The 26,706-nt window shown below is 70.9% G+C and carries 24 protein-coding genes; 11 read left to right on the top strand and 13 right to left on the bottom strand.

What is annotated here, in order from left to right:
* Positions 1 to 20 precede the first annotated feature (20 nt).
* From ABH926_RS19100 to ABH926_RS19060, 9 genes are all read right to left on the bottom strand, one after another.
* Positions 21 to 971 carry an ATP-binding cassette domain-containing protein gene (locus ABH926_RS19100; protein ID WP_370367008.1) on the bottom strand — a complete coding sequence of 317 codons (951 nt, stop codon included), beginning with the start codon at positions 969 to 971 and terminating at the stop codon, positions 21 to 23.
* Complete coding sequence (locus ABH926_RS19095; RefSeq protein ID WP_370367007.1) at positions 968 to 2,098, bottom strand: ABC transporter permease; 1,131 nt, start codon at positions 2,096 to 2,098, stop codon at positions 968 to 970. Before ABH926_RS19095 ends, ABH926_RS19100 begins: the two co-directional genes overlap by 4 nt.
* On the bottom strand, positions 2,098 to 3,162 hold the full coding sequence (locus ABH926_RS19090) for a substrate-binding domain-containing protein (protein ID WP_370367006.1): 1,065 nt from the start codon (positions 3,160 to 3,162) through the stop codon (positions 2,098 to 2,100). Before ABH926_RS19090 ends, ABH926_RS19095 begins: the two co-directional genes overlap by 1 nt.
* A gap of 28 nt (positions 3,163 to 3,190) precedes the next feature.
* Entirely contained in the window at positions 3,191 to 5,086 is a 1,896-nt protein-coding gene (iolD, locus tag ABH926_RS19085) for a 3D-(3,5/4)-trihydroxycyclohexane-1,2-dione acylhydrolase (decyclizing) (RefSeq protein ID WP_370367005.1), read from the bottom strand.
* Positions 5,083 to 5,979, bottom strand: coding sequence for a hypothetical protein (locus tag ABH926_RS19080; protein ID WP_370367004.1), 897 nt, complete (start codon positions 5,977 to 5,979; stop codon positions 5,083 to 5,085). Before ABH926_RS19080 ends, iolD begins: the two co-directional genes overlap by 4 nt.
* A 329-nt stretch (positions 5,980 to 6,308) precedes the next feature.
* A complete protein-coding gene (gene iolC, locus ABH926_RS19075) occupies positions 6,309 to 7,253 on the bottom strand; it encodes a 5-dehydro-2-deoxygluconokinase (protein ID WP_370367003.1) in 945 nt (314 codons plus the stop codon).
* On the bottom strand, positions 7,250 to 8,116 hold the full coding sequence (locus tag ABH926_RS19070) for a sugar phosphate isomerase/epimerase family protein (RefSeq protein ID WP_370367074.1): 867 nt from the start codon (positions 8,114 to 8,116) through the stop codon (positions 7,250 to 7,252). The genes iolC and ABH926_RS19070 overlap by 4 nt, the downstream gene beginning before the upstream one ends.
* Positions 8,117 to 8,175: 59 nt before the next feature.
* Positions 8,176 to 9,228, bottom strand: coding sequence for a Gfo/Idh/MocA family oxidoreductase (locus ABH926_RS19065; RefSeq protein WP_370367002.1), 1,053 nt, complete (start codon positions 9,226 to 9,228; stop codon positions 8,176 to 8,178).
* Positions 9,229 to 9,359: 131 nt separating this feature from the next.
* Positions 9,360 to 10,619: a cytochrome P450 gene (locus tag ABH926_RS19060; protein ID WP_370367001.1), complete on the bottom strand. Its 1,260-nt coding sequence runs from the start codon at positions 10,617 to 10,619 to the stop codon at positions 9,360 to 9,362.
* 85 nt (positions 10,620 to 10,704) lie between these two features.
* On the opposite strand from ABH926_RS19060, the gene mug reads away from it, so the two are divergent.
* The 4 genes from mug (at position 10,705) to ABH926_RS19040 (ending at position 13,018) form a co-directional block, all read left to right on the top strand.
* Positions 10,705 to 11,271 (top strand): G/U mismatch-specific DNA glycosylase, encoded by a 567-nt coding sequence (gene mug, locus ABH926_RS19055; RefSeq protein ID WP_370367000.1) that lies wholly within the window; start codon positions 10,705 to 10,707, stop codon positions 11,269 to 11,271.
* Positions 11,272 to 11,281: 10 nt separating this feature from the next.
* Positions 11,282 to 11,746, top strand: a complete 465-nt coding sequence (paaI, locus tag ABH926_RS19050) for a hydroxyphenylacetyl-CoA thioesterase PaaI (protein WP_370366999.1) — start codon at positions 11,282 to 11,284, stop codon at positions 11,744 to 11,746.
* A 71-nt stretch (positions 11,747 to 11,817) separates the two neighbouring features.
* The gene (locus ABH926_RS19045; RefSeq protein WP_370366998.1) at positions 11,818 to 12,036 is read left to right on the top strand and encodes a hypothetical protein; all 219 of its coding nucleotides are present in this window, start codon (positions 11,818 to 11,820) and stop codon (positions 12,034 to 12,036) included.
* A 34-nt stretch (positions 12,037 to 12,070) separates the two neighbouring features.
* Complete coding sequence (locus ABH926_RS19040) at positions 12,071 to 13,018, top strand: N-acetylglucosamine kinase (RefSeq protein ID WP_370366997.1); 948 nt, start codon at positions 12,071 to 12,073, stop codon at positions 13,016 to 13,018.
* Between the two features lie 182 nt (positions 13,019 to 13,200).
* Here ABH926_RS19040 and ABH926_RS19035 read toward each other — a convergent pair whose 3' ends face one another.
* Together ABH926_RS19035 and ABH926_RS19030 are read right to left on the bottom strand one after the other, a co-directional pair.
* Positions 13,201 to 13,521: an ArsR/SmtB family transcription factor gene (locus tag ABH926_RS19035; RefSeq protein WP_370367073.1), complete on the bottom strand. Its 321-nt coding sequence runs from the start codon at positions 13,519 to 13,521 to the stop codon at positions 13,201 to 13,203.
* A gap of 128 nt (positions 13,522 to 13,649) precedes the next feature.
* Positions 13,650 to 14,090: an SRPBCC domain-containing protein gene (locus ABH926_RS19030; protein WP_370366996.1), complete on the bottom strand. Its 441-nt coding sequence runs from the start codon at positions 14,088 to 14,090 to the stop codon at positions 13,650 to 13,652.
* Between the two features lie 189 nt (positions 14,091 to 14,279).
* On the opposite strand from ABH926_RS19030, the gene ABH926_RS19025 reads away from it, so the two are divergent.
* From ABH926_RS19025 to ABH926_RS19005, 5 genes are read left to right on the top strand one after another with little or no spacing between them, the layout of a single operon-like run.
* The gene (locus tag ABH926_RS19025) at positions 14,280 to 18,008 is read left to right on the top strand and encodes a nitrate reductase subunit alpha (RefSeq protein WP_370366995.1); all 3,729 of its coding nucleotides are present in this window, start codon (positions 14,280 to 14,282) and stop codon (positions 18,006 to 18,008) included.
* The gene (narH, locus tag ABH926_RS19020; RefSeq protein WP_370366994.1) at positions 18,008 to 19,591 is read left to right on the top strand and encodes a nitrate reductase subunit beta; all 1,584 of its coding nucleotides are present in this window, start codon (positions 18,008 to 18,010) and stop codon (positions 19,589 to 19,591) included. The genes ABH926_RS19025 and narH overlap by 1 nt, the downstream gene beginning before the upstream one ends.
* A complete protein-coding gene (gene narJ, locus ABH926_RS19015; RefSeq protein WP_370366993.1) occupies positions 19,591 to 20,259 on the top strand; it encodes a nitrate reductase molybdenum cofactor assembly chaperone in 669 nt (222 codons plus the stop codon). Before narH ends, narJ begins: the two co-directional genes overlap by 1 nt.
* 11 nt (positions 20,260 to 20,270) lie before the next feature.
* The gene (gene narI, locus ABH926_RS19010) at positions 20,271 to 20,996 is read left to right on the top strand and encodes a respiratory nitrate reductase subunit gamma (RefSeq protein WP_370366992.1); all 726 of its coding nucleotides are present in this window, start codon (positions 20,271 to 20,273) and stop codon (positions 20,994 to 20,996) included.
* Between the two features lie 9 nt (positions 20,997 to 21,005).
* A complete protein-coding gene (locus ABH926_RS19005) occupies positions 21,006 to 21,599 on the top strand; it encodes a hypothetical protein (protein WP_370366991.1) in 594 nt (197 codons plus the stop codon).
* A gap of 304 nt (positions 21,600 to 21,903) precedes the next feature.
* On the opposite strand, the gene ABH926_RS19000 is transcribed toward ABH926_RS19005, so the two are convergent.
* A complete protein-coding gene (locus ABH926_RS19000; RefSeq protein ID WP_370366990.1) occupies positions 21,904 to 22,809 on the bottom strand; it encodes an arylamine N-acetyltransferase in 906 nt (301 codons plus the stop codon).
* 312 nt (positions 22,810 to 23,121) lie between these two features.
* On the opposite strand from ABH926_RS19000, the gene rpmB reads away from it, so the two are divergent.
* Complete coding sequence (gene rpmB / locus ABH926_RS18995; RefSeq protein ID WP_370366989.1) at positions 23,122 to 23,343, top strand: 50S ribosomal protein L28; 222 nt, start codon at positions 23,122 to 23,124, stop codon at positions 23,341 to 23,343.
* 234 nt (positions 23,344 to 23,577) lie between these two features.
* Here the strand turns inward: rpmB and fusA are convergent, their stop codons facing one another.
* The gene (fusA, locus tag ABH926_RS18990; RefSeq protein ID WP_370366988.1) at positions 23,578 to 25,650 is read right to left on the bottom strand and encodes an elongation factor G; all 2,073 of its coding nucleotides are present in this window, start codon (positions 25,648 to 25,650) and stop codon (positions 23,578 to 23,580) included.
* A gap of 365 nt (positions 25,651 to 26,015) precedes the next feature.
* Here fusA and ABH926_RS18985 point away from each other — a divergent pair, with 365 nt between their 5' ends.
* Positions 26,016 to 26,561, top strand: coding sequence for an N-acetyltransferase family protein (locus ABH926_RS18985; RefSeq protein ID WP_370366987.1), 546 nt, complete (start codon positions 26,016 to 26,018; stop codon positions 26,559 to 26,561).
* Positions 26,562 to 26,706: the final 145 nt, after the last annotated feature.

Genomic DNA, 26,706 nt, shown 5'->3' with positions numbered 1-26,706 from the left:
TTCGACAGTGCTGGCTTCGATCAACTGTTTTCATCAAGCGCTTCAGCCGGCGCCGGACCGGCTTGCTCTTGCTCTTGCTCTGGTTCTTGCTCTGGTTCTTGCTCTGGTTCTTGCTCTGGTTCTTGCTCTGGTTCTTGCTCTTCTTGTGCTGTGGCGGCAGGGGCATTGGCTTCGGTATCAGCGCTGGCGGCGATGCCCGGGATCCGTTCAAGCTCGTGTCCGAGCGTTTCCAGCTCCGCACCGCCGGACATCAGCCGCACCAGTTCGTCGCGGCCGATCTCGGACTTGGCGAAGTCGCCGAGCAGCCGGCCCCGGTTCAGTACGACGAACCGGTCCCCCACCGGATGCGCGTGGTGCGGGTTGTGGGTGATGAACACGACGCCCAGTCCTCTCTCCCGTGCTTGAACGACGCGCCGCAGCACCACCCCGGCCTGCTTGACTCCCAGGGCCGAGGTCGGCTCGTCCAGGATCAGGACCCTGGCCCCGAAGTGCACGGCGCGCGCGATCGCCACCGACTGCCGTTCCCCGCCGGACAGCGTGCCGACCGGCTGGTCCGGATCGCGCAGGTCGATGCCCATGGCCGCCAGCGCCTCGCGGGTACCGGCCCGGGCCGCGCGGGCATCGAAGCGCCGCCACGGCCCCCACCCCTTTGTCGGCTCCGAACCCAGGTAGAAGTTCCGCCAGATCGCCATCAGCGGCACCATCGCCAGGTCCTGGAAGACCGTGGCGATACCCGCGGAGAGGGCATCGCGGGGGCTGTGGAACCTCACCGCCGCACCGTCGACGCGTACCTCGCCCTCATCCGGTGCGAACACGCCCGACAGGATTTTGATGAGGGTCGACTTGCCGGCGCCGTTGTCCCCCAGCACGCACGTCACCTGGCCGGCGCGCACCGACAGCGACACCTCGCTCAAGGCGCGCACGTTCCCGAAGTACTTACCGACGCCGTCGGCCTCCAGCAGCATGGTCATCGGCGCGCCCTCATCGCTCTCCGGTGGGTCAGGGTGTTGACGGCCACGGCCAGGAACAGGATCGCGCCGAGGAACGTGAAGTCCCACGAGCTGTCCCAGCCGGAGTAGATGACGCCCTGCAACGCCATCCCGATGATGCACGCCCCCAACGCCGCGCCGAGCGCCGAGCCGTGCCCGCCGGTGAGCAGGCAGCCGCCGACCACCGCGGCGATGATGTAGTAGAACTCGTAGCCGACGCCCTGCTCGGACACCGCGGTGTTGGTCTGCAGGAACGAGATGACGCCGACCAGCGCGGCGGCCGTCGAGGTCGTCATGAACAGCAGGACCTTGGTACGCCGCACCGGCACCCCGACCTTACGCGCGGCGTCGGCGTCGCCGCCGACGGCGAACACCCAGTTCCCGAACCGGGTCCGGGCCAGCAGCCACACCGCGGCCGCGGTGACGCCGACGAACCACAGGATCGCGGTCTGGTATCCGCCCGGCAGACCGTTGCTGTGCGCGAACGAGCCGCCGAAGACGTCCTTGGCGCTGTTCAGCCCCGGATGGCTCGTCCCGGTCAGCCCGATGTTGGTACTACCGTGGTTCACCTTCAGCACCCCGCCGACCGACAGGCCGCGGAAGACGAAGTACGTGGCCAGCGTGACGATGAAGCTCGGCAGCCCCGAGCGGGTCACGACGAGCCCGTTGACCGCGCCGACCAGTGCTCCGAAGGCGAACGTCAGAGCGACAGCGGCCCAGGCGTTCCAGTGCTCGTTCCCGACCAGCAGCGCCATGATGATCGCGCAGAAGCCGGTCATCCCGCCGGTCGACAGGTCGAACTCGCCGCCGATCATCAGCAGCCCGACCGGCACCGCCATGATGCCGAAGAACGCCGCCTGCTGCGCCCAGGCCTGGAACCCGGTCTGGGTCAGCCACAAGTGCTGCGGGGTGCTGTCGGTGACGGTGAAGACCACGAACACCGCGACCGCCCCGAGCAGCGCCCCGAGGGCCGGGCGCCGCAGGGCCCTGGTGAGCGCGCCGACCAGGCCGTCGGCGCCGGTGTCAACACCGTCTCCGTCTGCGTCGCCGTTGCCGGCCGGCGGCCCGGCCTCACCGGGCCGGGCCACCGTGACGTCCGAGCTGATCATCAGTCGTCCCCGGCCGCGATCGCGGCGGCCACGGACTTGATGTTCGTGCTGTCCACGAGCTTGGGGCCGCTGGCCACGGTGGTGCCGCCGCCGACCGCGTTGCCCTCGTGCTTGTTGTAGAGGAACAGGAATTCCACCGGGAGGTAGCCCTGGAGGTACTGCTGCTGGTCCACGGCGAAGTCCAGGGTCGGCGGGGAGGCTTCCAGGTCGTTCTGCACGTCGCTGGACAGGTCGAAGGTGGCGATCTTGACGTGCGCCGGCTTGGCGACGACCAGCGACTGGCCGATCGCGTTGTTCAGCGTCATCACCGCGTTGACACCTGGGTGAGAGGCCAGGTAGGCGGTCACCTGGCCGACCGCCTGCTGCGGGTTGGAGGCGGCGTTCGGCGTGGACAGGATCAGCTCGGTGCAGGCGGGGCCGGAAGTGGGGGCGTCCCCACTTGTGCACTTCTGCCCGACGCCCAGGCCCTGCGCGATGCCGTCGCAGCGGTCGAGCAGGTTCTGCCCCGACTGGTGGATCACGCACAGCACGTTGGACGCGTTCTCCTTGGCGAACCGCTGCCCGGCCTGCTTGCCGGCCAGCTGCTCGGGCTGCCCGACGCAGGTGATGGCCTTGGCCGCGGCGATGTCGGTGTCGTCGCAGCCGGCGTTGACCAGCACCACCGGGATCCCGGCGTCGGAGGCGGCGGCCAGGGTGGAGTTCATGACGCTCGGGGCGTGGTCGGAGACGATGATGCCGTTGACCTTGGCGTTGATCGCGTTCTGGATCTGCGCGTTCTCGGCGTTGTCGTCAGGCTGGGCCTGGCCCTGCTGCTGGGAGCCGTAGGTCTCGGACAGTTTGCAGCCGGTGTCCTTGGCCGCGTCCTTGGCGCCCTTGTAGACGACGCTCCAGAAGTTTCCGTTGTCGCCGTGGGTGATGACGGCGAAGGTGTAGGGGCAGGAACCGCCGGAACCGGCCCCGTTCTTGGACGACGAGCTCGACGACGAGCAGCCGGCGATCAGGAGCGCCGTGGCCAGCACTGCCGTGAGCAGCCGGCCGATGGAAGAGCGTGTTCTCGGTGCCATACGTGCCTCCTCCACATCCGTTGTGGCGTTACAGGTACGGGCGTTGAGCCTTCTTCGCCTCCTCATACCCCGTTCGGGCCGCGCGAGTGGATTCCAGTTCTGATATCTGCGCGACCGGGACGTCCCACCACGCGCCGCCGTCGGGCCCGCCGGCCAGCGGATCGGTCGTGACGTGCACGACTGTGAGGCGGTCGGCCTTCTTGGCACGGTCCAGCGCCGCGACGAACTCCTCCAGATCGGTCGCGCGCTCGACGTTCGCGCCGAGGCTGGCGGCGTTGGCGGCCAGGTCCACCGGCAGCGGCCCGCCGTCCAGGCGCCCCGAGGCGCCGCGGTAGCGGTAGGCGGTGCCGAAACGCTGCGAGCCCAGGGATTCGGACAGTGCGCCGATGGAGGCGTAGCCGGCGTTGTCGACCAGCACCACGATCAGCTTCACGCCCTCGGCCACGGCGGTGACGATCTCCTGGGCGAGCATCAGGTAGGAGCCGTCGCCGACCAGGACGTAGACCTCGCGCTCGGGCGCTGCGAGCTTCACGCCCAGGCCCCCGGCGATCTCGTAGCCCATGCACGAGTAGCCGTACTCCACGTGGTATGACTTGGGGTCGCCGCCGGTGCGCCAGAGCCGGTGCAGGTCGCCGGGCATCGAGCCGGCCGCGCAGACGACCACGTCGCCGGGTGCGACGGCGTCGTTGACGGCGGCGATGACCTCGATTTGCGAGGGCAGCGGCGCGTTGGCGAAGTGGTAGGCGGACTCGACGGTCGCGGCCCAATCCGAGCGGGCGTCAGCGATTTCGGCCCTGTATGTAGCTCCTGTAGGAGAACCGTTAAGCATCCCGGTCAGGTCTTGCAGTGCGGTCCGGGCGTCGGCGACGACTGCGATGGCGGCGTGTTTGGCGGCGTCGAAGGCGGCGATGTTGATGGTCACGAACTGCACGTCGGGGTCGGCGAAGACGGTGCGGGAGGCAGTGGTGAAGTCCGAGAAGCGGGTGCCGACACCGATCACGAGGTCGGCCCGGGCCGCGATGCGGTTCGCCGCGCTGGTGCCGGTCGCGCCGACGGCACCCAGGGACAGCGGGTCGTCCTCGTCCATCGCGCCTTTGCCGGCCTGCGTTTCGGCGACCGGGATGCCGGTGGCGCGGGCGAACGCGCGGAGCGTGTCAGTGGCCTGCGAGTAGGTGACGCCGCCACCGGCGACGATGAGGGGGCGCTCGGCGTTCATGATCGCGGCACCCGCCCTGGCCAGGGCACTGATGTCGGCACGCGGGCGCGGGATGTGCCAGATGCGCTGCTCGAACAGCTCTTCGAGCCAGTCCCACGCCTCGGCCTGCACGTCCTGCGGCAGCGCGAGGGTCACGGCGCCGGTGTCGGCGGGGTCGGTCAGCACGCGCATCGCGTTGAGCAGTGCCGCCGGCAGTTGTTCGGGGCGGTTGATCCGGTCGAAGTACCGGGAGACCGGGCGCAGCGTGTCGTTGACGGAGACGTCGAGGCTGCGCGGGTCCTCCAGCTCCTGCAGGACCGGGTTGGCGGTGCGGGTGGCGAACACGTCGCCGGGAAGCAGCAGGACCGGCAGGCGGTTGACGGTGGCCAGGGCCGCACCGGTGACCAGGTTGGTGGCACCGGGGCCGACGGAGGTGGTGCAGGCGTAGGTGGACAGGCGGTCGCGGGTGCGGGCGAAGGCGGCGGCGGTGTGGACCATGGCCTGCTCGTTGCGGGCCTGGCGGTAGGGCAGCAGGGCCGGGTCCTGGAGTTCGAGGCCGAGGAGGGCTTCGCCGAGGCCTGCGACGTTGCCGTGGCCGAAGATGCCGAACACGCCTTCGATGAGGCGGTGGCGGGTGCCGTCGCGTTCGGTGTGCTGGACGGCCAGGAAGCGGACCAGGGCTTGGGCCACGGTCAGGCGGCGGGTGGTTCGGATGTTTCCGGCACTCATTCGCGGACTCCGGGCTTCACGAGGGCGGTGGCGGTGTCGACTGCCGCCGCGACGTCGCCGTCCGGTGGATAAAGCAGGGCCCGTCCTACCACCAGGCCGTGAACGCCTTCCAGGGCAAGGGCCTTCTCCCAGGCGGCGTATGTCTCCTGCGGGGCCACGTCGGGATCGCCGCCGAGGAGCAGGACCGGGAGGGTGGTCGCGGCCAGGACGCGTTCCATGTCCTCCACGACCGGAAGCTTCAGCCAGGTGTAAGCACTGGTCGAGCCCAGGCCGCCGGCTATCGCGCAGGCGCGGACGACGGCGGCGGCCGACAGGTCGTTGCGCAGCCGGCCGTCGCCGGCGCGGGTCGCCATGAACGGCTCGATCATCGCGACCAGGCGGCGCGCGGCCAGCTGAGAGACGGCGCGGCCGCAGGCTTCGAGCGTGGAGACGGTGTCGGGGTCGCCGAGGTCGATGCGCAGCAGCATCTTGCCGCCGTCCAGACCCGAGGCGGCGATGGCGGCGGCGTCGTAGGCGGTGAAGCGGTCATCGAGCTCGGAGACCGACCCGGCCAGCCCGCCCCGGTTCATCGACCCCACCACGACCCGGTCGTCCAGCGCGCCCAGCAGCAGCAGATCCTCCACGATGTCAGGGGTCGCCAACACCCCGTCCACCCCCGGCCGCCCCAGCGCTACGACCAACCGCTCCAACAACTCGCGCCGATCCCCCATCGCCAACGGATCGTCCCGCACCCCCAACGCCCCCCGCGCCGGATGATCGGCGGCGATGAGCATCAACCGCCCCCCGCGCTCCACCAACGACCGCCGCCGCCGCGCCGACGCCGCCGCCGCGATGGCCTCCGGCTCCGCCACCCGCACCTGCCGCAACCGCCGAAGCTCCCCGACGTCAAGCATGGACGACCTCCACGAACGGTAGGGGGCACGCGATACGACGCCGGGTGGATGCGCGGACCGGCCCGGCGCCACACCGCCGGGCCGGTTGACTGGGGGATGGTGGATCAGGGCGCTGTTGCTGCTGCTGTTGCTGCCACTGGCGCTGCCACTGCCACTGCCCAGGGCTCGCTGGACGATCGGCGCGAGCGGGAAGGTGGTCGGGGCGCGCCGGGAGAACGCTGCGGTCGGCTAGCTGCCCAGCACCAGTGGAAACGCCAGCGCGACCGGCTGGGAGCTCGCGACCCGGCGGACAATCGCCGTGATCGGCCAGCTGCTCAGCGACCGCCCCCTCACCCATCCCCGGCCTCCAGCGCCGCCAACACCTCGCCGGTGTCCGGCATCGCCGTCGAGCACTCGATCCGGGCGGCGACCAGCGCGCCGGCGGCGTTCGCGAAACGCAGGGTCCGCTCCAGCGGCCAGGCTGAGAGCAGGCCGTGGCACAGGGCGCCGCCGAACGCGTCGCCGGCGCCGAGGCCGTTGACCACCTTCACCGTCGGGGCCGGCAGTTCCAGCGTCTGCTCCGCCGTGCGTGCCAGTACCCCGGCGGCGCCCAGCTTCACCACCGCCAGTTGCGGGCCCAGGCTCAGCAGCGCTTCCGCGGCCAGGTGCGGGTCGCGCTCGCCCACCGCCGTGTAGCACTCCTCCACGTTGCCGACAGCCACCGTGACGTGCGGCAGCGCCAGGCGTGCCGCGCGACCGGCGGCGTTGCGCGAGTCCCAGAACTGCGGGCGGTAGTCCAGGTCGAGGATGGTGTGCGGGGTGGCGGCGCGCGCCTGCCAGGCTGCGTGGTGGGCTGAGCGGCTCGGTTCGGCGGACAGGCCGGTGAGGGTCGCCCAGAACACGCCCGCGTCTGCGATCGCTTCCAGGTCGAGTTCGTCCGGGGTGATCGTCAGGTCGGGGGCTTTGGGCCAACGGTAGAAGTAGATCGGGAAGTCGTCCGGGGGGAACATCTCGCAGAACGTCACCGGTGTCGGCAGCCCTTCGACCTCCGCCAGGAACGCGTCGTCGACGCCGAATTCGCCCAGGGCGCGCCGGACGTAGCGTCCGAAGGGGTCGGCGCCGACGCGGGTGACCACCGCGGTGCGGCGGCCGTGGCGGGCCGCGGCGACGGCGACGTTCGTGGGGCTGCCGCCAAGGAACTTGCCGAACGTCTCCACGTCCTCCAGCCCCACGCCGACCTGCAGCGGATACACGTCCACGCCGACCCGGCCCATCGTGACGACGTCGTAGGTCATGCCAGGCCCTCCAGGTAGGCGGCGCAGGCGCGCACGTCGGCGGCCGGCCCGGCCCCGCGGCCGGGCTCGGCGTCCAGCACCGTGTCCTGCTCCAGCACGTACCAGCCCCGGTATTCGTTCCCTTCCAACGCCGATACGACTCCTGCGATGTCGGCGTCTCCGCGCCCCAGCGGCCGGTACATACCGGCGCATACGGCCTCGTAGTATGTCATCTCGCCGGCTCGTACCCGCTCGGCGAGGGCGGCGTCCACGTCCTTCAGGTGCGTGTGCGCGATCCGGTCCGGGGCCCGGGCGGCCAGTGCGGCCGGGTCGCCGCCGCCGATGAGCAGGTGTCCGGTGTCCAGGCACAGCGGCGTGTCCGAGGCGTCGAGCAGCCGGTCCACCTCCTGGCCGGTCTCGATCATGGTGCCGACGTGCGGATGCAGGCAGGTGCGGATGCCCAGGCCCACGGCGCGGGCGCGGATCCGGTCCAGGTTCGTGAACAGCGTCCGCCAGCCGCCGGCATCCAGCACCGGACGCGAATCGTAGCCGTCCGCGCCGGTCGCGGCGGCCAGTACCAGCAGATCCGCGCCGGAGGCGGTGAACCCGGACAGCGCCTCGGCCACGGCCGGCCACGGGTCGTGGCCCGGCTCGTGCAGCACCGCCGGGACGAACCCGCCGACCGCAAGGAGCTGATACTCCTTCAGCAGCGCGCGGCGTTCGCCGGGGTCCTCGGGCAGGAACCCGTCGGGGCCGAACTCGGTGGCCCGCAGGCCGGCCTCGGCCATCTCCGTCAGCACGCGCTCGGCGGACAGTTGGTGGCCCCAGCCCGGGACCTCGCACACGCCCCAGGAGATCGGCGCGCCGGCGATTCGGTCCGTGATCCGGTCTGCGTTCCGGTCTGCGTTCCGCTCCGTGTTCCCATCCGTGATCCGCTCTGCGGTCATCGCCGCACCTCCGTTATCGTCACCGGCCGGTTCTCGGTTCGCGACACGTCACAGGCCTCTGCGACGTACAGCGCCTCCAGCGCGTCGCCGACCGGGCAGGGGTTCTCGATCCGGCCCTGGGCGAAGCGTACGAAGGCCTGGAGCTCATCGATGTAGGCCTGGTGGAAACGGTCCATGAAGCCTGCGTACGCCGGGCCCTTCGGCCACGCCGCGCCGCCACCGCCACCGCCGCCCCCACCACGGCCGCCGCCGGGATCGGGCACGGGCACGCCCACCGGCCGCACCGGCAGCCCGTCGTCGTACCCGGCGCCGACACTGGCGTTCGTCCCGGCCACATCCAGCGTCACCGCATACCCCGCACCGTGATACCGCGTCGCCGTCACGGTCGCGAGCGCGTCGTCCTCCAGCCGCAGCACGGCCGCGGCGGTATCAGCGTCCCCGAACTCGGCGAAGAACGGCGCGCCCCGGTTCGAACCGGAGGCGAACACCGACACCACTTCCCGGCCGGTCACCCAGCGGATCGCGTCGAAGTCGTGCACGCTGCAATCCCGGAAGATCCCGCCGGAGGTCGCGATGTACCGGGCCGGCGGCGGCACCGGATCGCAGGTCTGGGCCCGCACCGTGTGCACCCGGCCCAGCGCCCCGGCCCGCACCTCGGCGCGCGCCGCCGCGTAGCCGGCGTCGAAGCGCCGCTGGAACCCGATCTGCACCCGGCCGCCGTGTTTGTCGACGCTCTTGATGACCTCCAGCGTCTTGGCGCTGTTCTCGGCGACCGGCTTCTCGCAGAACACCGGGATGCCGGCGGCGACGCCACGCTCGATCAGCTCGGCGTGGCTGCCGGTGGAGGTGGCGACGACCAGCGCGTCCAGATCGGTGCGCAGCAGCGAGCCGATGTCCGGGGCCCAGCGCGTGCCGAGCGCGGCGGCCAGCTCCTCGGCCCGGCCGGCCTGCACGTCGGCGACCACCACCTCGACGTCCGGCAGACCGTGCAGGGTCCTGGCGTGGAAGGCCCCGATGCGCCCGACGCCGACCAGCCCCAAGAGTGTCATGCCAGCCTCCGTCGCTACCGGTGCTTGTGGTGGCCACTTGGTGCGAGCTTCCTGCGGACCGGGCAGCCGGTCAACCGAATGTTATGACATTTTAACGTCCGGACAGGTTGTCATCATGGGGTTGACATCTCTCAGGCGGCCCGGTCCCCCAGCCGCACCGGCAGCCCGGACAGCCCGCGGAACAGTCGGCTGTGGTCCCAGTGCAGCGACTCTTCCGGGGCCGCCAACTCAAGGTGCGGATATGCGCTCAGCAGCTCACCGAAAGCGATCCGCGCTTCCAGCCGCGCCAGCGGTGCGCCCAGGCAGTGGTGCAGGCCGTAGCCGAACGTCAGGTGCGAGGGCTCGGAGCGGTCGGCGCCGCGGCCAGGACGGTAGACGGCCGGGTCGTTGTAACGGCGCTCGTCCCGGCTGACCGCGCTGAAGTGCACCACCACCGGCTCGCCGGCGCGGATCAGCGCCCCGCCGAGTTCGACGTCGGCCAGCGGGTAGCGCGGGAACACCACCTTCACCGGCGGGTCCAGCCGCAGGAACTCCTCGATCGCGGCCGGCAGCAGGGCCGGGTCGTCCCGGAGCGCGGCCAGGCGCGCGGGGTCGGACAGGAGGGTCAGCGTGCCGTTGCCGATCAGGTTGACCGTGGTCTCGTACCCGGCGCCCAGCAACAGGAACAGCAGCGAGACCAGCTCGGCCTCGTTCAGCTTGTCGCCCCGGTCGTGGGCCCGGATCAGGCCGTCGATCAACGTGCCCTCATGGGAGATGTCCAGCGGCGCGTCGCCGATGGCGGCACGGCGCTGCTCGATCAGCCCGGCCAACAGCGCGGAGATCTCGCGCGCCGCCACGGCCGACTCCGGCACCTGCCGCTCGTCGGCCTGCAGGACGGTGTCGGCCCAGTGCCGGAAATCGGCGCGCTGCGCGATGTCGATGCCCAGCAGCTCGGCGATCACCGTGATCGGCAGCGGCAGCGCGAACGCCTCCATCAGATCGATCTCGGCGTCACCGGTGGGGAACGCCGCGATCAGGTCGCGGGCGATCCCCCGGATCCACGGCTCCAACGCCGCGACCCGGCGCGGGGTGAAGGTCTGCTGGACCAGGCCGCGCAGCCGGGTGTGGTCCGGCGGGTCCACGCGTCCCATGTGCGATTGCAGGCCATGGTCGGCGGCGCCGGCCCAGAACACCTCGCGCGCTTCCGGCCCGGAGTTCTTGATGCCGTCGATGCTCATCTGCGGTGAGGACAGTACGAACAGGGCCTCGTCGTAGCCGGTGACCAGCCAGACGGCCAGTCCGTCCACCACGGCCCGGACCACCGGTCCGGCCTCGACGATCGGGGCCAGCGCGGCGTAGGGGTCGCGGGCGTATTCGGGGTCCGAAGTGTTCAGAACGGGAAGATCCGACATACTCAGGATTCTTACTCGTTCTGGGGCGCCCGTCACGGTGGCGCGCGGGCGGCGGGGCCCGGCAGCGTCGCGTACGGTCGTACCCATGACGGCCCGCCACACCCCCGAAGACCTGGCCGCCGCGAACGGCCGCACGCTGGCCGACGTCATCGCGCCGGACCTGGACGTCCTGTTCTGCGGCATCAACCCCGGCCTGCTCTCGGCCCTGACCGGACACCACTTCGCCCGCCCCGGCAACCGCTTCTGGCCCGCCCTGCACCGCTCCGGCTTCACCCCGCGCCAGCTCGCGCCGGCCGAGCAGGAGCAGCTGATCGGGCTGGGCCTGGGCATCACGAACGTGGTGGCGCGCGCGACGGCCGGCGCCGCCGAGCTGCGGCCGGAGGAGTACCGCACCGGCGGGGAGGTGCTGCGGGCGAAGGTGGCCGAGTTCCGGCCGCGCTGGCTGGCGGTGGTCGGGATCGGGGCGTACCGGGTCGCGTTCGACGCGCCGAAGGCGGTGATGGGGCGTCAGGAGCAGACGGTGGGGGCGACGGGGTTGTGGGTGCTGCCCAATCCCAGCGGGTTGAACGCGCACTACACGCCGGACTCGCTGGCCGAGGCGTTCGCCGAACTGCGGGTGGCCGTGCGCGGGCCGGATCCCACGGCGGCATAAAGTCGCTGGCATGCACACCGAAAGAGAAGCCGCCGAAGAAGCCGCCGGGCTGGACGCCGCACGCCGCATGTTCGACGCCGACAAGGCCTCGGCGGGGCTGGGGATCGAGCTTGTCGAGCTGGCGCCGGGGCGGGCTGTGGCGCGGATGCGGGTGGCCGCCTCCATGCTGAACGGGCACGCCATCGGGCATGGCGGGTACGTGTTCCTGCTTGCCGACACCGCGTTCGCGCTGGCCTGCAACAGCCATGGGCCGGTGACGGTCGCGGCTGGGGCCGACGTCAGCTTCCTGGCGCCGGTGGCCGAGGGCGATGTGCTCACGGCGTGCGCGGTCGAGCGGGTGCTGGCCGGGCGGAGCGGGATCTATGACGTGACGGTAACGCGGGGTGGTGCGGACGGCTCGGGCGATGGTGCTGGTCCGACTGAGGAGATCGTCGCCGAGTTCCGCGGTCGGAGCCGAGTCGTCACTGGTCGTTGACCTTTCAAGCAGGTGTCAGCAATATGGCTGTAACCCAGATCACATCTGTCAGTCGCAGTCAGGAGCCGCCGATGTCCGTCGCCGACCAAGACCGGGTGGTGTTCCAGCGATACGCCGACGAGCTCGGGCGTGAGCTGTCCGGGGTCTGGCGACGGGAGCGAGCACGATGCGCGGTCTGCCGGGCCGCGCGCTCGGTGTTCCTGAGCTATGCGCGCGCCGGTCTGACGATGGTGGGGATCAGCCCGCTGTCCATCCAGCCCAGGCCGAAGGTGCCGCCCAGCGGCGAGTGAGGGAAGATCGCGCGGCGGCGATAGGGTGCCGCTCATGAGCACCGCTGAGGGACGCCGCGACGTACTGCTTCTCGCCGTTGACGGCGGCAACAGCAAGACCGATGTGCGCCTGGTCCGCGCCGACGGCTCGCAGGTGAGCCGTGCCGTCGGCGGGGCGTTCCGGCCGCAGGCGCTGGGCGTGCCGGCGGCGATGGCGGTCCTGGACGCGCTGGTCGCCGAGGTACTCCAGGAGGGCGGCGGCGCCCCGGTGCGCGGCATCGGGGCCTTCCTGGCCGGCGCCGACCTGCCCGAGGAGATCGCCGCCTTGCAGGCCGAGGTCGAGGCGCGCGGCTGGGCCGAGGAGGTCTACGTCGCCAACGACACCTTCGCCGTGCTCTACGCGGGCTCGCCGGAGCGGCAGGGCGTCGCAGTGGTCTGCGGCACCGGCATCAACTGCGTGGCGGTGGCCCCCGACGGCCGCACCGCGACGTTCCCGGGCCTGGGCTGGGAGTCCGGGGACTGGGGCGGCGGCGGGGATCTGGGCCGGGCCGCGCTGTTCTGGGCGGTGCGCGCCGAGGACGGCCGGGGTCCGGCGACCGCGCTGCTCGACGCCGTCACCGCGCACTTCGGCCGGGAGCGGGCCCTGGACGTTGTCCTGGCGATCCACCGCGGCCAGGAGTCCGACCGGCGGCTGGCCGGGTTGGCGCCGGCGGTGTTCGCCGCGGCGGATGCCGGCGATGCGGTCGCGGGCTGGTTGATCGACGTGCTGGCCGACGAGATCGCGGGCATGGCCGGGTCGGCGGCCCGCCGTCTGGATCTGCAGGATCCGCCGGTCCTGCTCGGCGGCTCGGTGGCGGCCGCAGGACATCCCCGGCTGCTGCACCGGGTCCGGGAGCGCGCGCCCGGACCCATCACGGTGGTGACCGACGCTCCGGTCGTGGGGGCGGTGCGCTACGCGGTGGGGCGCTGGGGCGTCGACGCGCCGGTCGCCTCCCCGGCCTGAGACCGGTCTGAAACCGGCCTGAAAACAGGCTCCGGTGATTCGCGCTGTCGACAGCAGCGCGAATCACCGGAGCTAGACAGCTTTGCAGGCGGACCTGAAATTCTCGTTAAGAAACGCGGCGGGGCGCGGTCGGCGTGTCGTCACTGCATATCGGCATACCGGCGTAGCGGCATACTGGCGTATCAGTGGTGCTCGTCGCGCGCCGCAACCTCCGCCGCTTCGGCGACGGCCTTGATCCGTGCCAGGCGGCGATCCCAGTCGGCGGCCAGGGAGGCCATCCAGCGCGCGGTGGCATCCAGGGCGGCGGAGCGGACCTCGTAGCGGACCTCACGGCCTTGCCGGCGCCCGGTGACCAGGCCCGCGGCGTCGAGGACGGCCAGGTGTTTGACCACGGCCTGCCTGGTGACCGGCAGCCCGCCGGCGAGCTCGGTGGCCGAGGCGGTACCGCGGGCGGAGATCAGGTCGAGCAGGCGGCGGCGGGTCGGGTCGGCGAGGGCGGCCAGGACCTCGTCGACGGGTTCGGCAGCGAGGCCGGGTTCGGCAGCGAGGCCGGGTTCATCGCCGCCGGACGTCGCGGCCGCGGCCCCGCCGCCACCCCCCGCTATCGGATCCATCGAAACCCCCCGCGACCTCACGCAGCCTCTTCGGCGCGCTTGCGCAGCGCCTCCATCACCTGCGCCCAGCCCTCCGTGTTGTCCTTCAGCGCCCCGCGCCGGGTGTCCTCGCCGCCGTCCAGCGCGGCGAAGCCGCTCTCGACCACGCGCAGCCGGGTGCCGCCGTCCTCGGGCGTGAGGGTGAACTCGATCAGGGTCGTGATGCCCTCACGCAACTCCTGCCCCTTGTACGCGCTGGCCCAGCGGTAGGACACATAGCTCTTCGGGTCGACCTTCTCCACCCGCACCGGGTAGTCGCCGTACTCGTCGTGGTGCGCGACGGTGGTCTGGCCCGCGGCGGCGGTGGCGCCGGTCGGGGCGACCCAGAAGCCGGGCTCGGTCACCAGGGACCAGACCCGGTCCTGGGAGGCGGCGATCAGGGTCTCGCGCTCGATGCGGTCCTGGATGTCGGTGCTCATGGCGTGCTCCCTCGTTCCTTCAGTGCGATCGTAACGTGCAACTCCAGGGTTGCACATGGGTGCCCGAACACGCAACCGGTGGGTTGCACATAACGCGTCCCCGCTGCTCCGGACAGGTGACCGGCCGGTTCGCACCTCCCGCACGGGTCACCACAAGGAGTGAAGGAGACTCGCCATCAAGGAGGCCCGGTGCCGAGCGACGGATCCACGGAGCCCGACGCGCTCCTGCTCGCGGCCGGAAAGTACTTCCTCCGCGGCAGCACCGCGAACGACCTGCACAGCGTCCAGTACCAGGGCGGCCGGGAAGGCGACGTCTTCTACCGCGACCGCTGGAGCCACGACAAGATCGTCCACTCCACCCACGGCGTCAACTGCACCGGCTCGTGCCGCTGGAAGGTCTACGTCAAAGACGGCATCATCACCTGGGAGACGCAGGCCACGGACTATCCCTCCGTCGGCCCGGACCGCCCCGAGTACGAACCCCGCGGCTGCCCGCGCGGCTCCTCCTTCTCCTGGTACACCTACTCCCCCTCGCGCGTGCGGTACCCCTACATCCGCGGCGTCCTGCTGGAGCAGTTCCGCGCCGCCAAGACCGCCGCCGGCGGCGATCCGGTCGCCGCGTGGGCCGCGATCCAGGCCGACCCCGAGCGCCGCCGCGCCTACCAGCAGGCCCGCGGCAAAGGCGGCCTGGTGCGCGCCACGTGGGACGAGGCCGTGGACATCATCGCCGCGGCCCACGTGCACACCATCGCCGAGCACGGCCCCGACCGCGTCGCCGGCTTCTCCCCGATCCCGGCCATGTCCATGGTCTCCCACGCCTCCGGCGCCCGCTTCATGTCACTGATCGGCGGCACCATGCTGTCGTTCTACGACTGGTACGCCGACCTGCCGGTGGCCTCCCCGCAGGTCTTCGGCGACCAGACCGACGTCCCGGAGTCCGGCGACTGGTGGGACGCCGCCTACCTGATCATGTGGGGCTCCAACGTCCCGGTCACCCGCACCCCCGACGCGCACTGGATGGCCGAGGCCCGCTACCGGGGCCAGAAGGTCGTGGCCGTCGCCCCGGACTACGCCGACAACGCCAAGTTCGCCGACGAGTGGCTGCACCCGCACCCCGGCACCGATGCCGCGCTGGCCATCGCCATGGGCCACGTCATCCTCAAGGAACACTTCGTCGAGGGCCACAACGAGTTCTTCGACTCCTACGTCAAGCAGTTCACCGACCTGCCGTTCCTGATCACCCTGGCCGAACACGACCGGGGCGGCTACTACGTCCCCGACAAGTTCGTCCGCGCCGCCGACCTGGACGACGGTGCGGACAGCCAGGCACCGGCAACCGACGGCGCTGCCTGGAAGACCGTCGTCCTGGACGCCGCCACCGGCCGCCCCGTCGTCCCCAACGGCTCCATCGGCTTCCGCTGGACCGAGTCCGGCCAGGGCCGCTGGAACCTGGACCTGGACGGCGTCGAACCGCGCCTGAGCGTGCTCGGACTGCCCGAAGCGATCCCCGCCGAAGTCCTGCTCCCCCGCTTCGACACCGACGGCGGAGCACACGGCCAGGGCCGCGGCGAGATCCACACCCGGGGCGTCCCGGCCATCCGGCTGCACCCCGGCGGACCGCTGGTCACCACCGTGTTCGACCTCTTGCTCGCCCAATACGGCGTGGCGCGCACCGACCTGCCCGGCATCTGGCCCACCGGCTACGACGACGCCACAGCGCCGGGCACCCCGGCCTGGGCCGAGGCCCAGACTTCCGTCCCGGCCCGGCTCGCGGTGAAGATCGCCCGCGAGTTCGCCGACACCGCCGCGAGATCCGGCGGCCGGTGCATGATCCTGATGGGCGCCGGCACCAACCACTGGTTCCACTCCGAGACCATCTACCGGTCCTTCTTGGCGCTGCTCACCCTCACCGGCTGCCAGGGCCGCAACGGCGGCGGCTGGGCCCACTACGTCGGCCAGGAGAAGTGCCGGCCGGCCACCGGCTGGGCCACCCTGGCCTCGGCCAACGACTGGTCACGCCCGCCCCGCCAGGCCATCGGCGCCGGGTTCTTCTACCTGAACACCGACCAGTGGCGCTACGACCAGTTCCGCACCGAGGTCCTCACCTCCCCGCTCGCCTCCGGCACCATGCGAGGCATGACCGGCGCCGACTGTCTGGCGCGCTCGGCGCGGCTGGGATGGATGCCGTCCTACCCGACCTTCGACCGGAACCCGCTGGACCTCGTCGACGAGGCACGAGCCGCGGGCAAGGAGCCGGCGGCGCACGTGGTGGACGAACTGAAGGCCGGACGGCTCGGTTTCGCCTGCGAGGACCCCGACGCGCCGCAGAACTGGCCCCGGATCCTCACCTTGTGGCGTGCCAACCTGCTGGGATCCTCCGCGAAGGGCGCGGAGTACTTCAGCAAGCATCTGCTGGGAACGCACTCCTCCCTCAGCGCCGAGGAAGCACACGAAGACGTGCGGCCGCACGACGTGACCTGGCGGGAGCAAGCCCCCGAGGGCAAGCTGGACCTGCTGCTGTCGCTGGACTTCCGGATGACGTCCTCCGCGCTGCTGTCCGACGTCGTCCTGCCGGCGGCCACCTGGTACGAGAAGCACGACCTGTCCTCCACGGACATGCATCCCTACATCCATTCCTTCAGCCCCGCCGTCGACCCGCCGTGGCAGGCCCGCACCGACTTCGACGCCTTCCACGCCGTCGCCCGGCGCTTCAGCGAACTGGCCGCCGGACGCCTGGACACCCGGCACGACATCGTCGCCGCACCGTTGCAACACGACACCCCCGGCGAGATCGCGCAGCCCGGCGGCGTGGTGCTGGACTGGAAGCTCGGCCAGTGCGAACCGGTGCCGGGCAAGACGATGCCCGCGCTGGCCGTCGTCGAGCGCGACTACACGGCGGTCGCGGCGAAGATGGCCACGCTGGGGCCGAACGTGGAGAAGCTCGGGCTGCCGGTCAAGGGCCTGAAATTCGTCCCCGACAAAGAAGTCGAGGCTCTGAAGGCCCTGAACGGGACGGCGCGCGGCGGACCGGCCGACGGACGCCCCCTGATCGACACCGGCATCAAGGCCTGCAACGCGATCCTGCACCTGTCCGGCACCAGCAACGGACGGCTGGCCGTCCAAGGCTTCCACCAGCTGGAGAAGCAGGTCGGCAAGGAATTCGCGCACCTGGCCGCCGAGAACGAGGGCAAGCAGATCACCTACGCCGACACCCAGGCCGCACCGGTCCCGGTCATCACCTCTCCGGAATGGTCCGGCAACGAATCCGGCGGACGCCGCTACGCCCCCTTCACCCTGAACACCGAACACCTCAAGCCCTGGCACACCCTCACCGGCCGCCAGCACTTCTACCTGGACCACGACTGGATCCACGAGTTCGGCGAGGCGCTGCCGGTCTACCGGCCGCCGCTGGACATGAACCGGCTGTTCGGCGAGCCCCGGCTCGGCCCCGACGGCCAGGCCGAGGTCACCGTCCGGTACCTGACGCCGCACAACAAGTGGTCCATCCACTCCGAGTACCAGGACAACCTGTTCATGCTCTCGCTGTCACGCGGCGGACAGGTCATCTGGATGTCCGACCAGGACGCCGCCGCCATCGGCGTGCACGACAACGACTGGATCGAGGCGGTCAACCGCAACGGGGTGGTCGTCGCGCGCGCCGTCGTGTCGCACCGGATGCCCAAGGGGACGGTCTACATGCACCACGCGCAGGACCGCACCGTGGGCGTGCCCAAGGCCGAGAAGACCGGCAAGCGCGGCGGCATCCACAACTCCCTGACCCGGGTCATGCTCAAGCCCACGCACCTGATCGGCGGCTACGCCCAGCTGTCCTGGGCCTTCAACTACCTCGGCCCGACCGGCAACCAGCGCGACGAGGTCACCGTCATCCGGCGCCGATCGCAGGAGGTCCAGTACTGATGCGCGTCATGGCGCAGATCGCGATGGTGATGAACCTCGACAAGTGCATCGGCTGCCACGCGTGCTCGGTCACCTGCAAGCAGACCTGGACCAACCGGCGCGGCATGGAATACGTCTGGTTCAACAACGTCGAGACCCGGCCCGGCCTGGGATACCCGCGGCGCTACTCCGACCAGGAGCGGTGGAAGGGCGGCTGGGAGCGGGACCGGCGCGGCCGGCTGAAGCTGAAGCAGGGCGGCCGGCTGAAGAAGCTCGCCGAGATCTTCGCCAACCCGGTGCTGCCCACCGTCGACGACTACTACGAGCCCTGGACCTACGACTACGGGAACCTCCAGCAGGCGCCACTGGGCGACGACTACCCCGTGGCCCGGCCCCGCTCGCTGCTGACCGGCAAGCCCATGGACACCGTCCGGTGGAGCGCCAACTGGGACGACAACCTGGGCGGCACCTCCGAGCGCGGGGATCAGGACCCGATCGTGCAGAAGATGCGGGAGCAGGTCGGGGAGACGGTGCGGTTCGCATTCGAGCAAGCGTTCATGTTCTACCTGCCGAGGATCTGCGAGCACTGTCTCAACCCGGCGTGCGTCGCCTCGTGTCCGTCCGGCGCGCTGTACAAGCGCACCGAGGACGGCATCGTGCTGGTGGACCAGGACCGCTGCCGGGGCTGGCGGCAGTGTGTCACGGCCTGCCCCTACAAGAAGATCTACTTCAACCACCGCACCGGCAAGGCCGAGAAATGCACGTTCTGCTATCCGCGCGTCGAGGTCGGATTGCCGACGGTGTGCTCGGAGACGTGCCCCGGACGGCTGCGCTACCTCGGCGTCATGCTCTACGACGCCGACCGGGTCACCGCCGCGGCCGAGACCGCCGACGACCGCGACCTGTACCAGGCGCAACTCGGCGTGTTCCTCGACCCGGACGACCCCGAGGTGGCGCGCGCCGCCGAAGCCTCCGGCATCCCGTACGACTGGATGCAGGCCGCGCGGCGCTCGCCGGTGCGCAAGCTGATCTGTGACTACAAGGTGGCGCTGCCGCTGCACCCGGAGTTCCGCACGCTGCCGATGGTCTGGTACATCCCGCCGCTGTCGCCGGTCGTGGAGGCCATCGCCGAGTCCGGTCACGACGGCGAGGACGGGGACAACCTGTTCGGCGCCATCGACGCGCTGCGCATCCCCGTCGAGTACTTGGCGCAGCTGTTCACCGCCGGGGACGTCGTCCCGGTGCGTGCGGCGCTGGGGCGGCTGGCCGCGATGCGCGCGTACATGCGGGAGGTGAACCTCGGGACGGCTCCGGAGGAGCCTTCGGCGCAGATCGAAGACATGTACCGGCTGCTGGCGATCGCCAAGTACGAGGACCGCTATGTGATCCCCACAGCGGCGATGGCCGATGCGCACGCCTTGGAGGAGGCGGCGTTGGGGTCCGGGTGCAGCGTTTCCGACGCCGACGCCGAGACCGGGTCCCTCGGCGAGAACGGGCCCTTCGGCGACGACTCGGGGAAGAAGAGACGGCTTCCGTTGATCTCACTGGAGGACTTCCGCGGGATGCGGCGGCGTCAGACGGCTGATCGGGAGGAGGAGGTCTGATGGCCCGGGGTTCCAGCGCTGCCGCCCTCCGGCGGCGGGATCGGGTGGTGCTTCAGGCCGCCGCACACCTGCTCGACTATCCCGATGCGGCGTGGTGGGAGCGTCTTGCGCTGGTGCGCTCGGCGCTGGTGGCGGTCGGCGGCCGGGGCGCGCGCACGCTGGTGGCGTTCGTGGACCAGGTCTCGGCGATGCCGGCGACGCAGGCGGCCTCGCACTACGTCGAAGTGTTCGACTTCAAGAACCGGCACAGCCTGTATCTGACGTGGTGGCTCGACGGGGACACCCGGCGGCGGGGCGCGTCGCTGGTCGAGCTCAAGGCCACGTTCCGGGAGGCGGGGTTCGACTTCGGCGAGACGGAGCTGCCGGACTTCTTGCCGGTGGTACTGGAGTTCGCGGCGGCTCGCGGGGATGCGGGGCTGCTGCTGCGCCACCGGCCGGGGCTGGAGTTGCTGCGGCTGGCGCTTGTGGAGCACGGGACGGCGTACGGGTCAGTGCTGGCGGCGGTGTGCTCGACGCTGCCGGGGCCGTCGCCGAAGGACCGGGCCGCCGCGGGGGCGCTGGCCGCTGCCAGGCCGCCGCGCGAGACGGTCGGGCTGGATCCGGATACGGCGGCGCTGCGTCCGTACGGCCATCTCGATCTGCTCCCCGTATTAACTCCGGATCGATAGAGGAGCACGACGTGCAGACGTTCCTGTGGGGCGCGCTCCCCTACATCGCCGCCGCGATACTGGTCACCGGCCTGGTGTGGCGCTACCGCTACGACAAGTTCGGGTGGACGACCCGCTCGTCGGAGAGCTACGAGCGGCGCATCCTGAACATCGCCTCGCCGATGTTCCACTACGGCCTGCTGTTCGTGCTGGCGGGGCACCTGATGGGGTTGTTCGTGCCCTCGTCGTGGACGTACGCGCTGGGCCTGCACGAACACGGGTACAACCTGCTGTCGCTGTTCGCGGGGACCGCCGCCGGGGTGCTGGCGGTCGTCGGCATCCTCATGCTCATCTACCGGCGGCGCACCACGCCGGCGGTGTTCCTGGCCACGACGCGCAACGACAAGCTGATGTACCTGGTGCTGCTGACCGCGATCGTCATGGGGCTGGTCGCCAAGCTCACGCACGCCGGACTCGCCAAGGGCTACGACTACCGCGCCACCATCGCCCCCTGGGCCCGCAGCCTGTTCCTGCTGCAGCCGAAGACCGGGCTGATGGCCCAGGCCCCGATCCCGTTCCAGATCCACGCGGTGATCGGCATGCTGTTGTTCGCGCTGTTGCCCTTCACGCGCCTGGTACATATGTTCAGCGCGCCGATCCACTACCTGTTCCGGCCGTACATCGTGTACCGCAGCCGCGACCCCCACGGCCTGAGCGAGGCGCCGGTGCGGCGCGGGTGGGAACGGATCGGGAGCTAGCATGCGCGCATGTACGACGACCAGTGGGACGCGGCGACGGACCGGTTGTATGGCAGCGCCGAGTTGTGGGGACGGCTGATCGGCGGAGACTGCGACCGGGTGGTGGTCCTCGGACCGGCGATACGGCGCAGCATGCTCGAGCTCTACTTCCCGCAAACGCTCGGCCTGCCGCCCCTGCGCTACTCCATCGGCTACTCGCGCGCCGAGCGCCTCGGAGCGAACGCCGACGAGGCCGCCGCCACCGACCGGTGGATCGTCGAGGGCGAGGAATGGGCCCCGCAGTTCATGCCCCGTGCCGACGCGATCATCTCGGTCGAGACGGCCCGCGTCGCCGCCATAGCGCTGATCTCCGCCAACGCCGGGCTCACCCCCTTCGGACGCTGGAAGCGGCAGGCGCTGGGCGACCACCGGCGGCGCAAGGAGGCACACCGACCCGGGATCTCCATCATGGACGCGGTGCTCGAGCAGGAACCGATCCGGACCGACTTCCCGATGAAGCCCCAGAGCGTGGCCATCGCCGAGGACGAGTACGGGGAGAAGCTGATCCGGGTGTCGACGCGGGCCCAGGCGCGGGCGCTGCGGCGGGTGCGGGGCGGGAGTTAGGCGGGGCACGGGAGCTGATTGCCGGGCGCGCTTGCGGCACAAGGTCCGCCGCTGGCTCAACCGCCGCGACGACCTAGTGTCTTGGGACCGCGCCACCGACATCCGCCAGCTGTACCTCAATCCGCCGCCGGGCGCGGTGCTGCTGTCGATCGACGAGAAGACCGCGGTCGCCGCCCGCGCCCGCAAGCACCCCGACGTTCCGGTCACGCCCGGACGGGCGGCCCGCCGGGAGCTCGAGTACGTCCGCTGCGCGTCGAGCTGTACTTCTCCGCGTTGGGCCAAGCCGTCATCCGCTGCGGCGACCTCAGGCCTGGTTCTCCACCGATTGACGCTTCGCTCGCCACTCCGCCTCCGCGATCTGGATGCGGTCCCACATGGCTTCACGGTCGGCGTCGTCGACGTCCGAGAGGTCCAGGTGGAACACGTCCGTTGCGATCTTGAACAGCTCGTCGGCGGCTTCGAGCATGCGTGTCGTGCGCTGTCCGGCTCCCTCGTCGCGCGTGTACGTGTCACCCAGCACGTACTCGGCGCAGTTCGCGTCACGGCGGAAGAGCTCGAACCACTTGACGTAGGGAGCGTCCGGCGACGTCGACAAATGGGTGTGGAAGCTCTTGAAGTCCTCCCATGTGGCCGGGGCCAGGGTGAAGTCCATGCTGTGGAAGGTGGTCTGCGCCGGATCGGTGTGGAACCGCCAGGCGTCCGGGCCGATCTCCGGCAGCGGCCGCAGTTCGAAGGTGAAGGGGCCCTGGACATGGACGCCCTCCCGGAGCGGGATGGGCTCGTGATGCGAGTTGGCCAGGCCGACGTCGACCGACCAGCGTTCGCCGTCGATCACGACGGTGAGGGCCATGTGCGTGTCGTATTCGTCGGCGGTCGCCTTGGCGGTCTCGGCGCTGCCGTTGATCTGGCCGCGGTGCATAGTGACGTCGTACCCGAGGACGGTCAGCAGCTCGGCGAAAGCATTGTTCAGGTTGAAGCAGTAGCCACCCCGGCCGGCCAGGATACGGGCTATGGACTCGGCCGGGTCGATGCCCTGCGGGCGTCCGAGCTGGATGTCGAAGTTCTCGAAGGCGATGAGCTCGACGTGCGCGCGGTGAAGGCGGCGCAGAGTGTCGAGCGACGGAGCGCCGAGGGTCTCCGGGTCGTCGACGCCGAGTTTGGCCAGGTAGGGCGCGACCCAGGCGGGATGATCGTTTGTCTTCGAGGTCATGGCTCCGAACACTAGGGCAGCGCTACGGCAATCCTTCAAGGATTAAACGCGGCGCCGCACTGGCGCAGGTCGTAAACCAGTTGAACGTGCTGGAGCAGGCCGTTACGGTCAGCCGCATGTTCTAAAGGCGGCATAGGTCGAGACACCTCATCAGGCAGGCGGCAGCGGTCGATTCGCCGACGCTGCGCGCTGAGTCCTGCCCTTGTTTCCCATGCCGCCGACCACCGCTTCCGCAGCGGCACTTCTCCCTTCTCGATCGACATCGCGATGGGCGGTCGGCATGCCATCGCGAACTTTTCGAGGAGAATGCTGATGTCAAAACGCTGTGACGTGTGCGGCAAGGAGCCGAGCTTCGGCAACCAGGTCGCCAGGCTGGGGCGCAACGCCCAGCGGCGGCGGGTGACCGGGCGCTCGGCGCGGATGTTCCGCCCGAACATCCAGCCGGTGAAGGCGACCGTCGACGGCCGGCCGGTGCGGCTCAAGGTCTGCGCCGCGTGCCTGAAGGCCGGAAAGGTCCAGCGCCGCACTTCGTAGTACCCCGCTAGTACCCCGCTAGTACGCAGACGGGCCCGTGTCGGCGGGCCCCGTCCGGTGCGGTGGCCAGGCAGGGCCAGATGGGGCCTGTTATCCACCTTGCCAAGCCACCGGCCCCGACCACCGCGTCCCCGGGGCCGGCCGGCCCGCCCCGAAAGACAGACCGGCCGGGTCCCTTACCGAGCCTCAGCTCCGCCCAACCTCAGCCCCGCCCAACCTCAGCCCCGCCGAACCTCACCCCCCGACCACCGCCACATAACCCGCCGCCCGCATCGTGAAAACCCCCCGCCCCTGCGTCCGGCTCCGCAGCCGCGTCGCGTAGCCGAACACCTCCGCGAGCGGCACCGTCGCCGTCACCACCGCCGCGCCGCCGCGGCTCGTGGAGTCCGTCACCCGGCCGCGGCGGGCCGCGAGGTCGCCGAGGACCGCGCCGACGCCGTCCTCCGGGGTGGTGACCGTCAGCTCGGCGACCGGCTCCAGCAGGGTCAGCCTGCTCGCGCGCAGTGCCGCGCGCAGGCCGAGGGCGCCGGCGGTGCGGAAGGCCATCTCCGAGGAGTCCTTCACGTGCGTGGCTCCGTCGACCAGCGTCACGTGCAGGCCGGTCACCGGGTGGCCGGCCAGCGGGCCGGCGGCCAGGGCGTCGCGGCAGCCTGCTTCCACCGCGCGGATGTACTCGCGGGGGACGCGGCCGCCGGTGACCTTCGACTCGAAGGTGAAGCCGGTGTCGCCGACAGTGCCGGTCAGCGGCCTGACGTCCAGGACCACGTGCGCGAACTGGCCTGAGCCGCCCTCCTGTTTGACGTGCCGGTAGACGAAGCCGGACACGCCCGACACCACCGCCTCGCGCAGTGCCACCTGCGGGCGTCCCACGTTCACCGCGATCCCCTTCTCCCTGCGGATCTTCTCCACCGCCACCTCCAGGTGCAGCTCTCCGAGTCCGGACAGCAGCGTCTGGCCGGTCTCGGGGTCGGTGCGCACGCTCAGCGACGGGTCCTCCTCGACCGCGCGCGCCAGCGCCGATGCCAGGCGGCCGGTGTCGGCGTTGCGGTCGGCCTCGACCGCGACCGACACCACCGGTTCGGCGGCCCGCCCGCCGGAGCCCTCCAGCAGGATCGGCGCGTCGGGGGCGGCCAGGGTCGCGCCGGTCACGGCGTGCTTCGGGCCGACCAGGGCGACGATGTCGCCGGCCGCCGCCTGCTCGATCTCCGTGTGCCGGTCGGCCTGCACCCGCAGGATCCGGCCCACGCGCTCGGTCCGGCCGGCGCCGACGTCCAGCACCGAGTCGCCCTTGCGCAGCGTTCCGGAGTAGACGCGCACGAACGTCAGCCGTCCGGTACCGGTCGCCTGCACCTTGAACACCAGCGCCGCCAGCGGCTCGGCCGGGTCGGCGGCGCGCTGTCCGGCGGCCCCGGCGGCCCCGTCAGTCCCGTCGGTCCCGCCGACAGCCGGCCGGTCCGACGGCGAGGGCAGGTAGGCGACCACCGCGTCCAGCAGCGGTTCGACACCCCGGTTCTTGTACGCCGCACCGCACAGCACCACGACGACCTCCCCGGCAGCCGTCAGCTCGCGCAACGCCGCCACCAGCGTTCGCTCCGAGAGCTGCGAGCGCTCGACGAACTCCTCCAGCGCCGCCGCGTTCCGCTCGGCCACTGCCTCCTCCAGCATCCGCCGGCGCCGCACGGCCTCGTCGGCCAACGCCTCGGGGACGGCCGAGGAGCCCATCTCGCCGGAGCCGTCGGACCATGTCAGGGCCCGCATACCGACCAGATCGACGACGCCGCTGAAGCCGCTCTCGCTGCCGATCGGCAGCTGCACCGCCAGCGGGACCGGATGCAGCCGGTCCCGGATCGAGGCGAGCGCCGCGTCCAGGTCGGCGCCGGTGCGGTCCATCTTGTTGACGAACGCGATCCGCGGCACGCCGTACCGGTCGGCCAGCCGCCACACCGACTCGCTCTGCGGCTCCACGCCGGCCACGGCGTCGAACACCGCGACCGCGCCGTCGAGCACCCGCAGCGAGCGTTCGACCTCCGCGGAGAAGTCGACGTGCCCGGGGGTGTCGATGAGGTTCAGCCGGTGGCCGGCCCAGTCGCAGCTGACGGCGGCGGCGAAGATGGTGATGCCGCGGTCGCGCTCCTGGGAGTCGAAGTCGGTGACGGTGGTGCCGTCGTGCACCTCGCCGCGCTTGTGCACGGCGCCGGTCAGGAACAGCACGCGCTCGGTGACGGTGGTCTTGCCGGCGTCCACGTGGGCCAGGATGCCCAGATTGCGGACCAGGGACAGGGAACGGCGGGTGGAGTCTGCACGCATGATGGATCGATCCTTTGGGAATCGCCGTGGATCAGGACAGCGCGATACCCGGACACGACGCCGCGGCGAAGAGCGCACACGACATCAGGCCCCATATATCAGGGGCCGAAGATAGCGTCCGGGAGGTGTCTCAGCGCAGGCCGCGCAGCCGGCGCCGAGCCGGCGAAGACACCAGGATCACCTCGAAGGGGTGCCGGGAAGCCACAGTGGCGGAGTTGCCGCGTGTCATGATCCCTCCCCGTCCTTGAGCGTGTCGATGCGCCGAGGCTAGCCGATCACCCGCGACGGCGAAACTGGTTTCCGCCACGGTCCCACCTCCGGCAGCACGGATGACCGCACCGGGCGTCAGGTGTTTGACTGGCGCCATGCGCATCGATCTGTCCGTGGACGGCCACCCGGTCGCCGTCCGCGATCTGGAGCCCGCCGACGAGGAAGCGGTGCTGGCCGTCTTCGCCGCCTCCGACGACTGGTTCGTCGCCGCCACCGGCCAGCCCTCGGCGCCCGGCGACGTGCAGAGCGCCTACTACTCGCTGCCGGAGGGCTATGAGTTCGACGACAAAGTGCTGCTGGTCATCGAGGCCGCCCGGGAGGTCGTCGGGTTCGTGGACGCGCTGCGCGGCTTCCCGCACACCGCCTCGGTCGGCATCGGCACCTTCGTGATCCGCCCGGAGTTCCGGCGGCTGGGGATCGGGACGGCGGTGGTGCGGGCGCTGTCGGCCGCGGCGGCCGAGCAGGACATCGTGCAGATCAGCACGCACGTCGTCGAGGGCTGGGCGCCGGGCCGCAGGTTCCTGGCGGCCCTGGGGGCCACCTTCGCCAAGCCGGCCGTGCCCGGCGGGGCCGGAAACCGCAACGTGGGACCGGATGAGGGTACGAAGAAAGTGATCCCCGCCACCATCGCGATCGGTTGACACCCGTGACCGGCGCGACCGTGGGCGACATCGAACACTGTGAGCGATTCTCAAGTCATCGTCAGTAGCCATAGATCACCCCCTGTGCGATACTTTTCACAAGAACAGAACATCGGTTCTCATTCAGCACGCCTCGGCACGACGA

Origin of the sequence: Catenulispora sp. GP43, from assembly GCF_041260665.1 — a bacterium.
Taxonomy (GTDB): domain Bacteria; phylum Actinomycetota; class Actinomycetes; order Streptomycetales; family Catenulisporaceae; genus Catenulispora.
This window is presented reverse-complemented; position numbering and strand designations above follow the sequence as displayed.

Coding starts and splice junctions, on each gene's coding strand:
- narJ (WP_370366993.1), top strand. CDS start 19,591: ATGGCCCGGGGTTCCAGCGCTGCCGCCCTCCGGCGGCGGGATCGGGTG.
- ABH926_RS19040 (WP_370366997.1), top strand. CDS start 12,071: ATGAGCACCGCTGAGGGACGCCGCGACGTACTGCTTCTCGCCGTTGAC.
- paaI (WP_370366999.1), top strand. CDS start 11,282: ATGCACACCGAAAGAGAAGCCGCCGAAGAAGCCGCCGGGCTGGACGCC.
- ABH926_RS18985 (WP_370366987.1), top strand. CDS start 26,016: ATGCGCATCGATCTGTCCGTGGACGGCCACCCGGTCGCCGTCCGCGAT.
- fusA (WP_370366988.1), bottom strand. CDS start 25,650: ATGCGTGCAGACTCCACCCGCCGTTCCCTGTCCCTGGTCCGCAATCTG.
- ABH926_RS19005 (WP_370366991.1), top strand. CDS start 21,006: ATGTACGACGACCAGTGGGACGCGGCGACGGACCGGTTGTATGGCAGC.
- iolD (WP_370367005.1), bottom strand. CDS start 5,086: ATGAGTGCCGGAAACATCCGAACCACCCGCCGCCTGACCGTGGCCCAA.
- iolC (WP_370367003.1), bottom strand. CDS start 7,253: ATGACCTACGACGTCGTCACGATGGGCCGGGTCGGCGTGGACGTGTAT.
- ABH926_RS19030 (WP_370366996.1), bottom strand. CDS start 14,090: ATGAGCACCGACATCCAGGACCGCATCGAGCGCGAGACCCTGATCGCC.
- rpmB (WP_370366989.1), top strand. CDS start 23,122: ATGTCAAAACGCTGTGACGTGTGCGGCAAGGAGCCGAGCTTCGGCAAC.
- ABH926_RS19000 (WP_370366990.1), bottom strand. CDS start 22,809: ATGACCTCGAAGACAAACGATCATCCCGCCTGGGTCGCGCCCTACCTG.
- ABH926_RS19090 (WP_370367006.1), bottom strand. CDS start 3,162: ATGGCACCGAGAACACGCTCTTCCATCGGCCGGCTGCTCACGGCAGTG.
- narH (WP_370366994.1), top strand. CDS start 18,008: ATGCGCGTCATGGCGCAGATCGCGATGGTGATGAACCTCGACAAGTGC.
- mug (WP_370367000.1), top strand. CDS start 10,705: ATGACGGCCCGCCACACCCCCGAAGACCTGGCCGCCGCGAACGGCCGC.
- ABH926_RS19065 (WP_370367002.1), bottom strand. CDS start 9,228: ATGACACTCTTGGGGCTGGTCGGCGTCGGGCGCATCGGGGCCTTCCAC.
- ABH926_RS19100 (WP_370367008.1), bottom strand. CDS start 971: ATGACCATGCTGCTGGAGGCCGACGGCGTCGGTAAGTACTTCGGGAAC.
- ABH926_RS19045 (WP_370366998.1), top strand. CDS start 11,818: ATGTCCGTCGCCGACCAAGACCGGGTGGTGTTCCAGCGATACGCCGAC.
- ABH926_RS19095 (WP_370367007.1), bottom strand. CDS start 2,098: ATGATCAGCTCGGACGTCACGGTGGCCCGGCCCGGTGAGGCCGGGCCG.
- ABH926_RS19060 (WP_370367001.1), bottom strand. CDS start 10,619: ATGTCGGATCTTCCCGTTCTGAACACTTCGGACCCCGAATACGCCCGC.
- ABH926_RS19080 (WP_370367004.1), bottom strand. CDS start 5,979: ATGCTTGACGTCGGGGAGCTTCGGCGGTTGCGGCAGGTGCGGGTGGCG.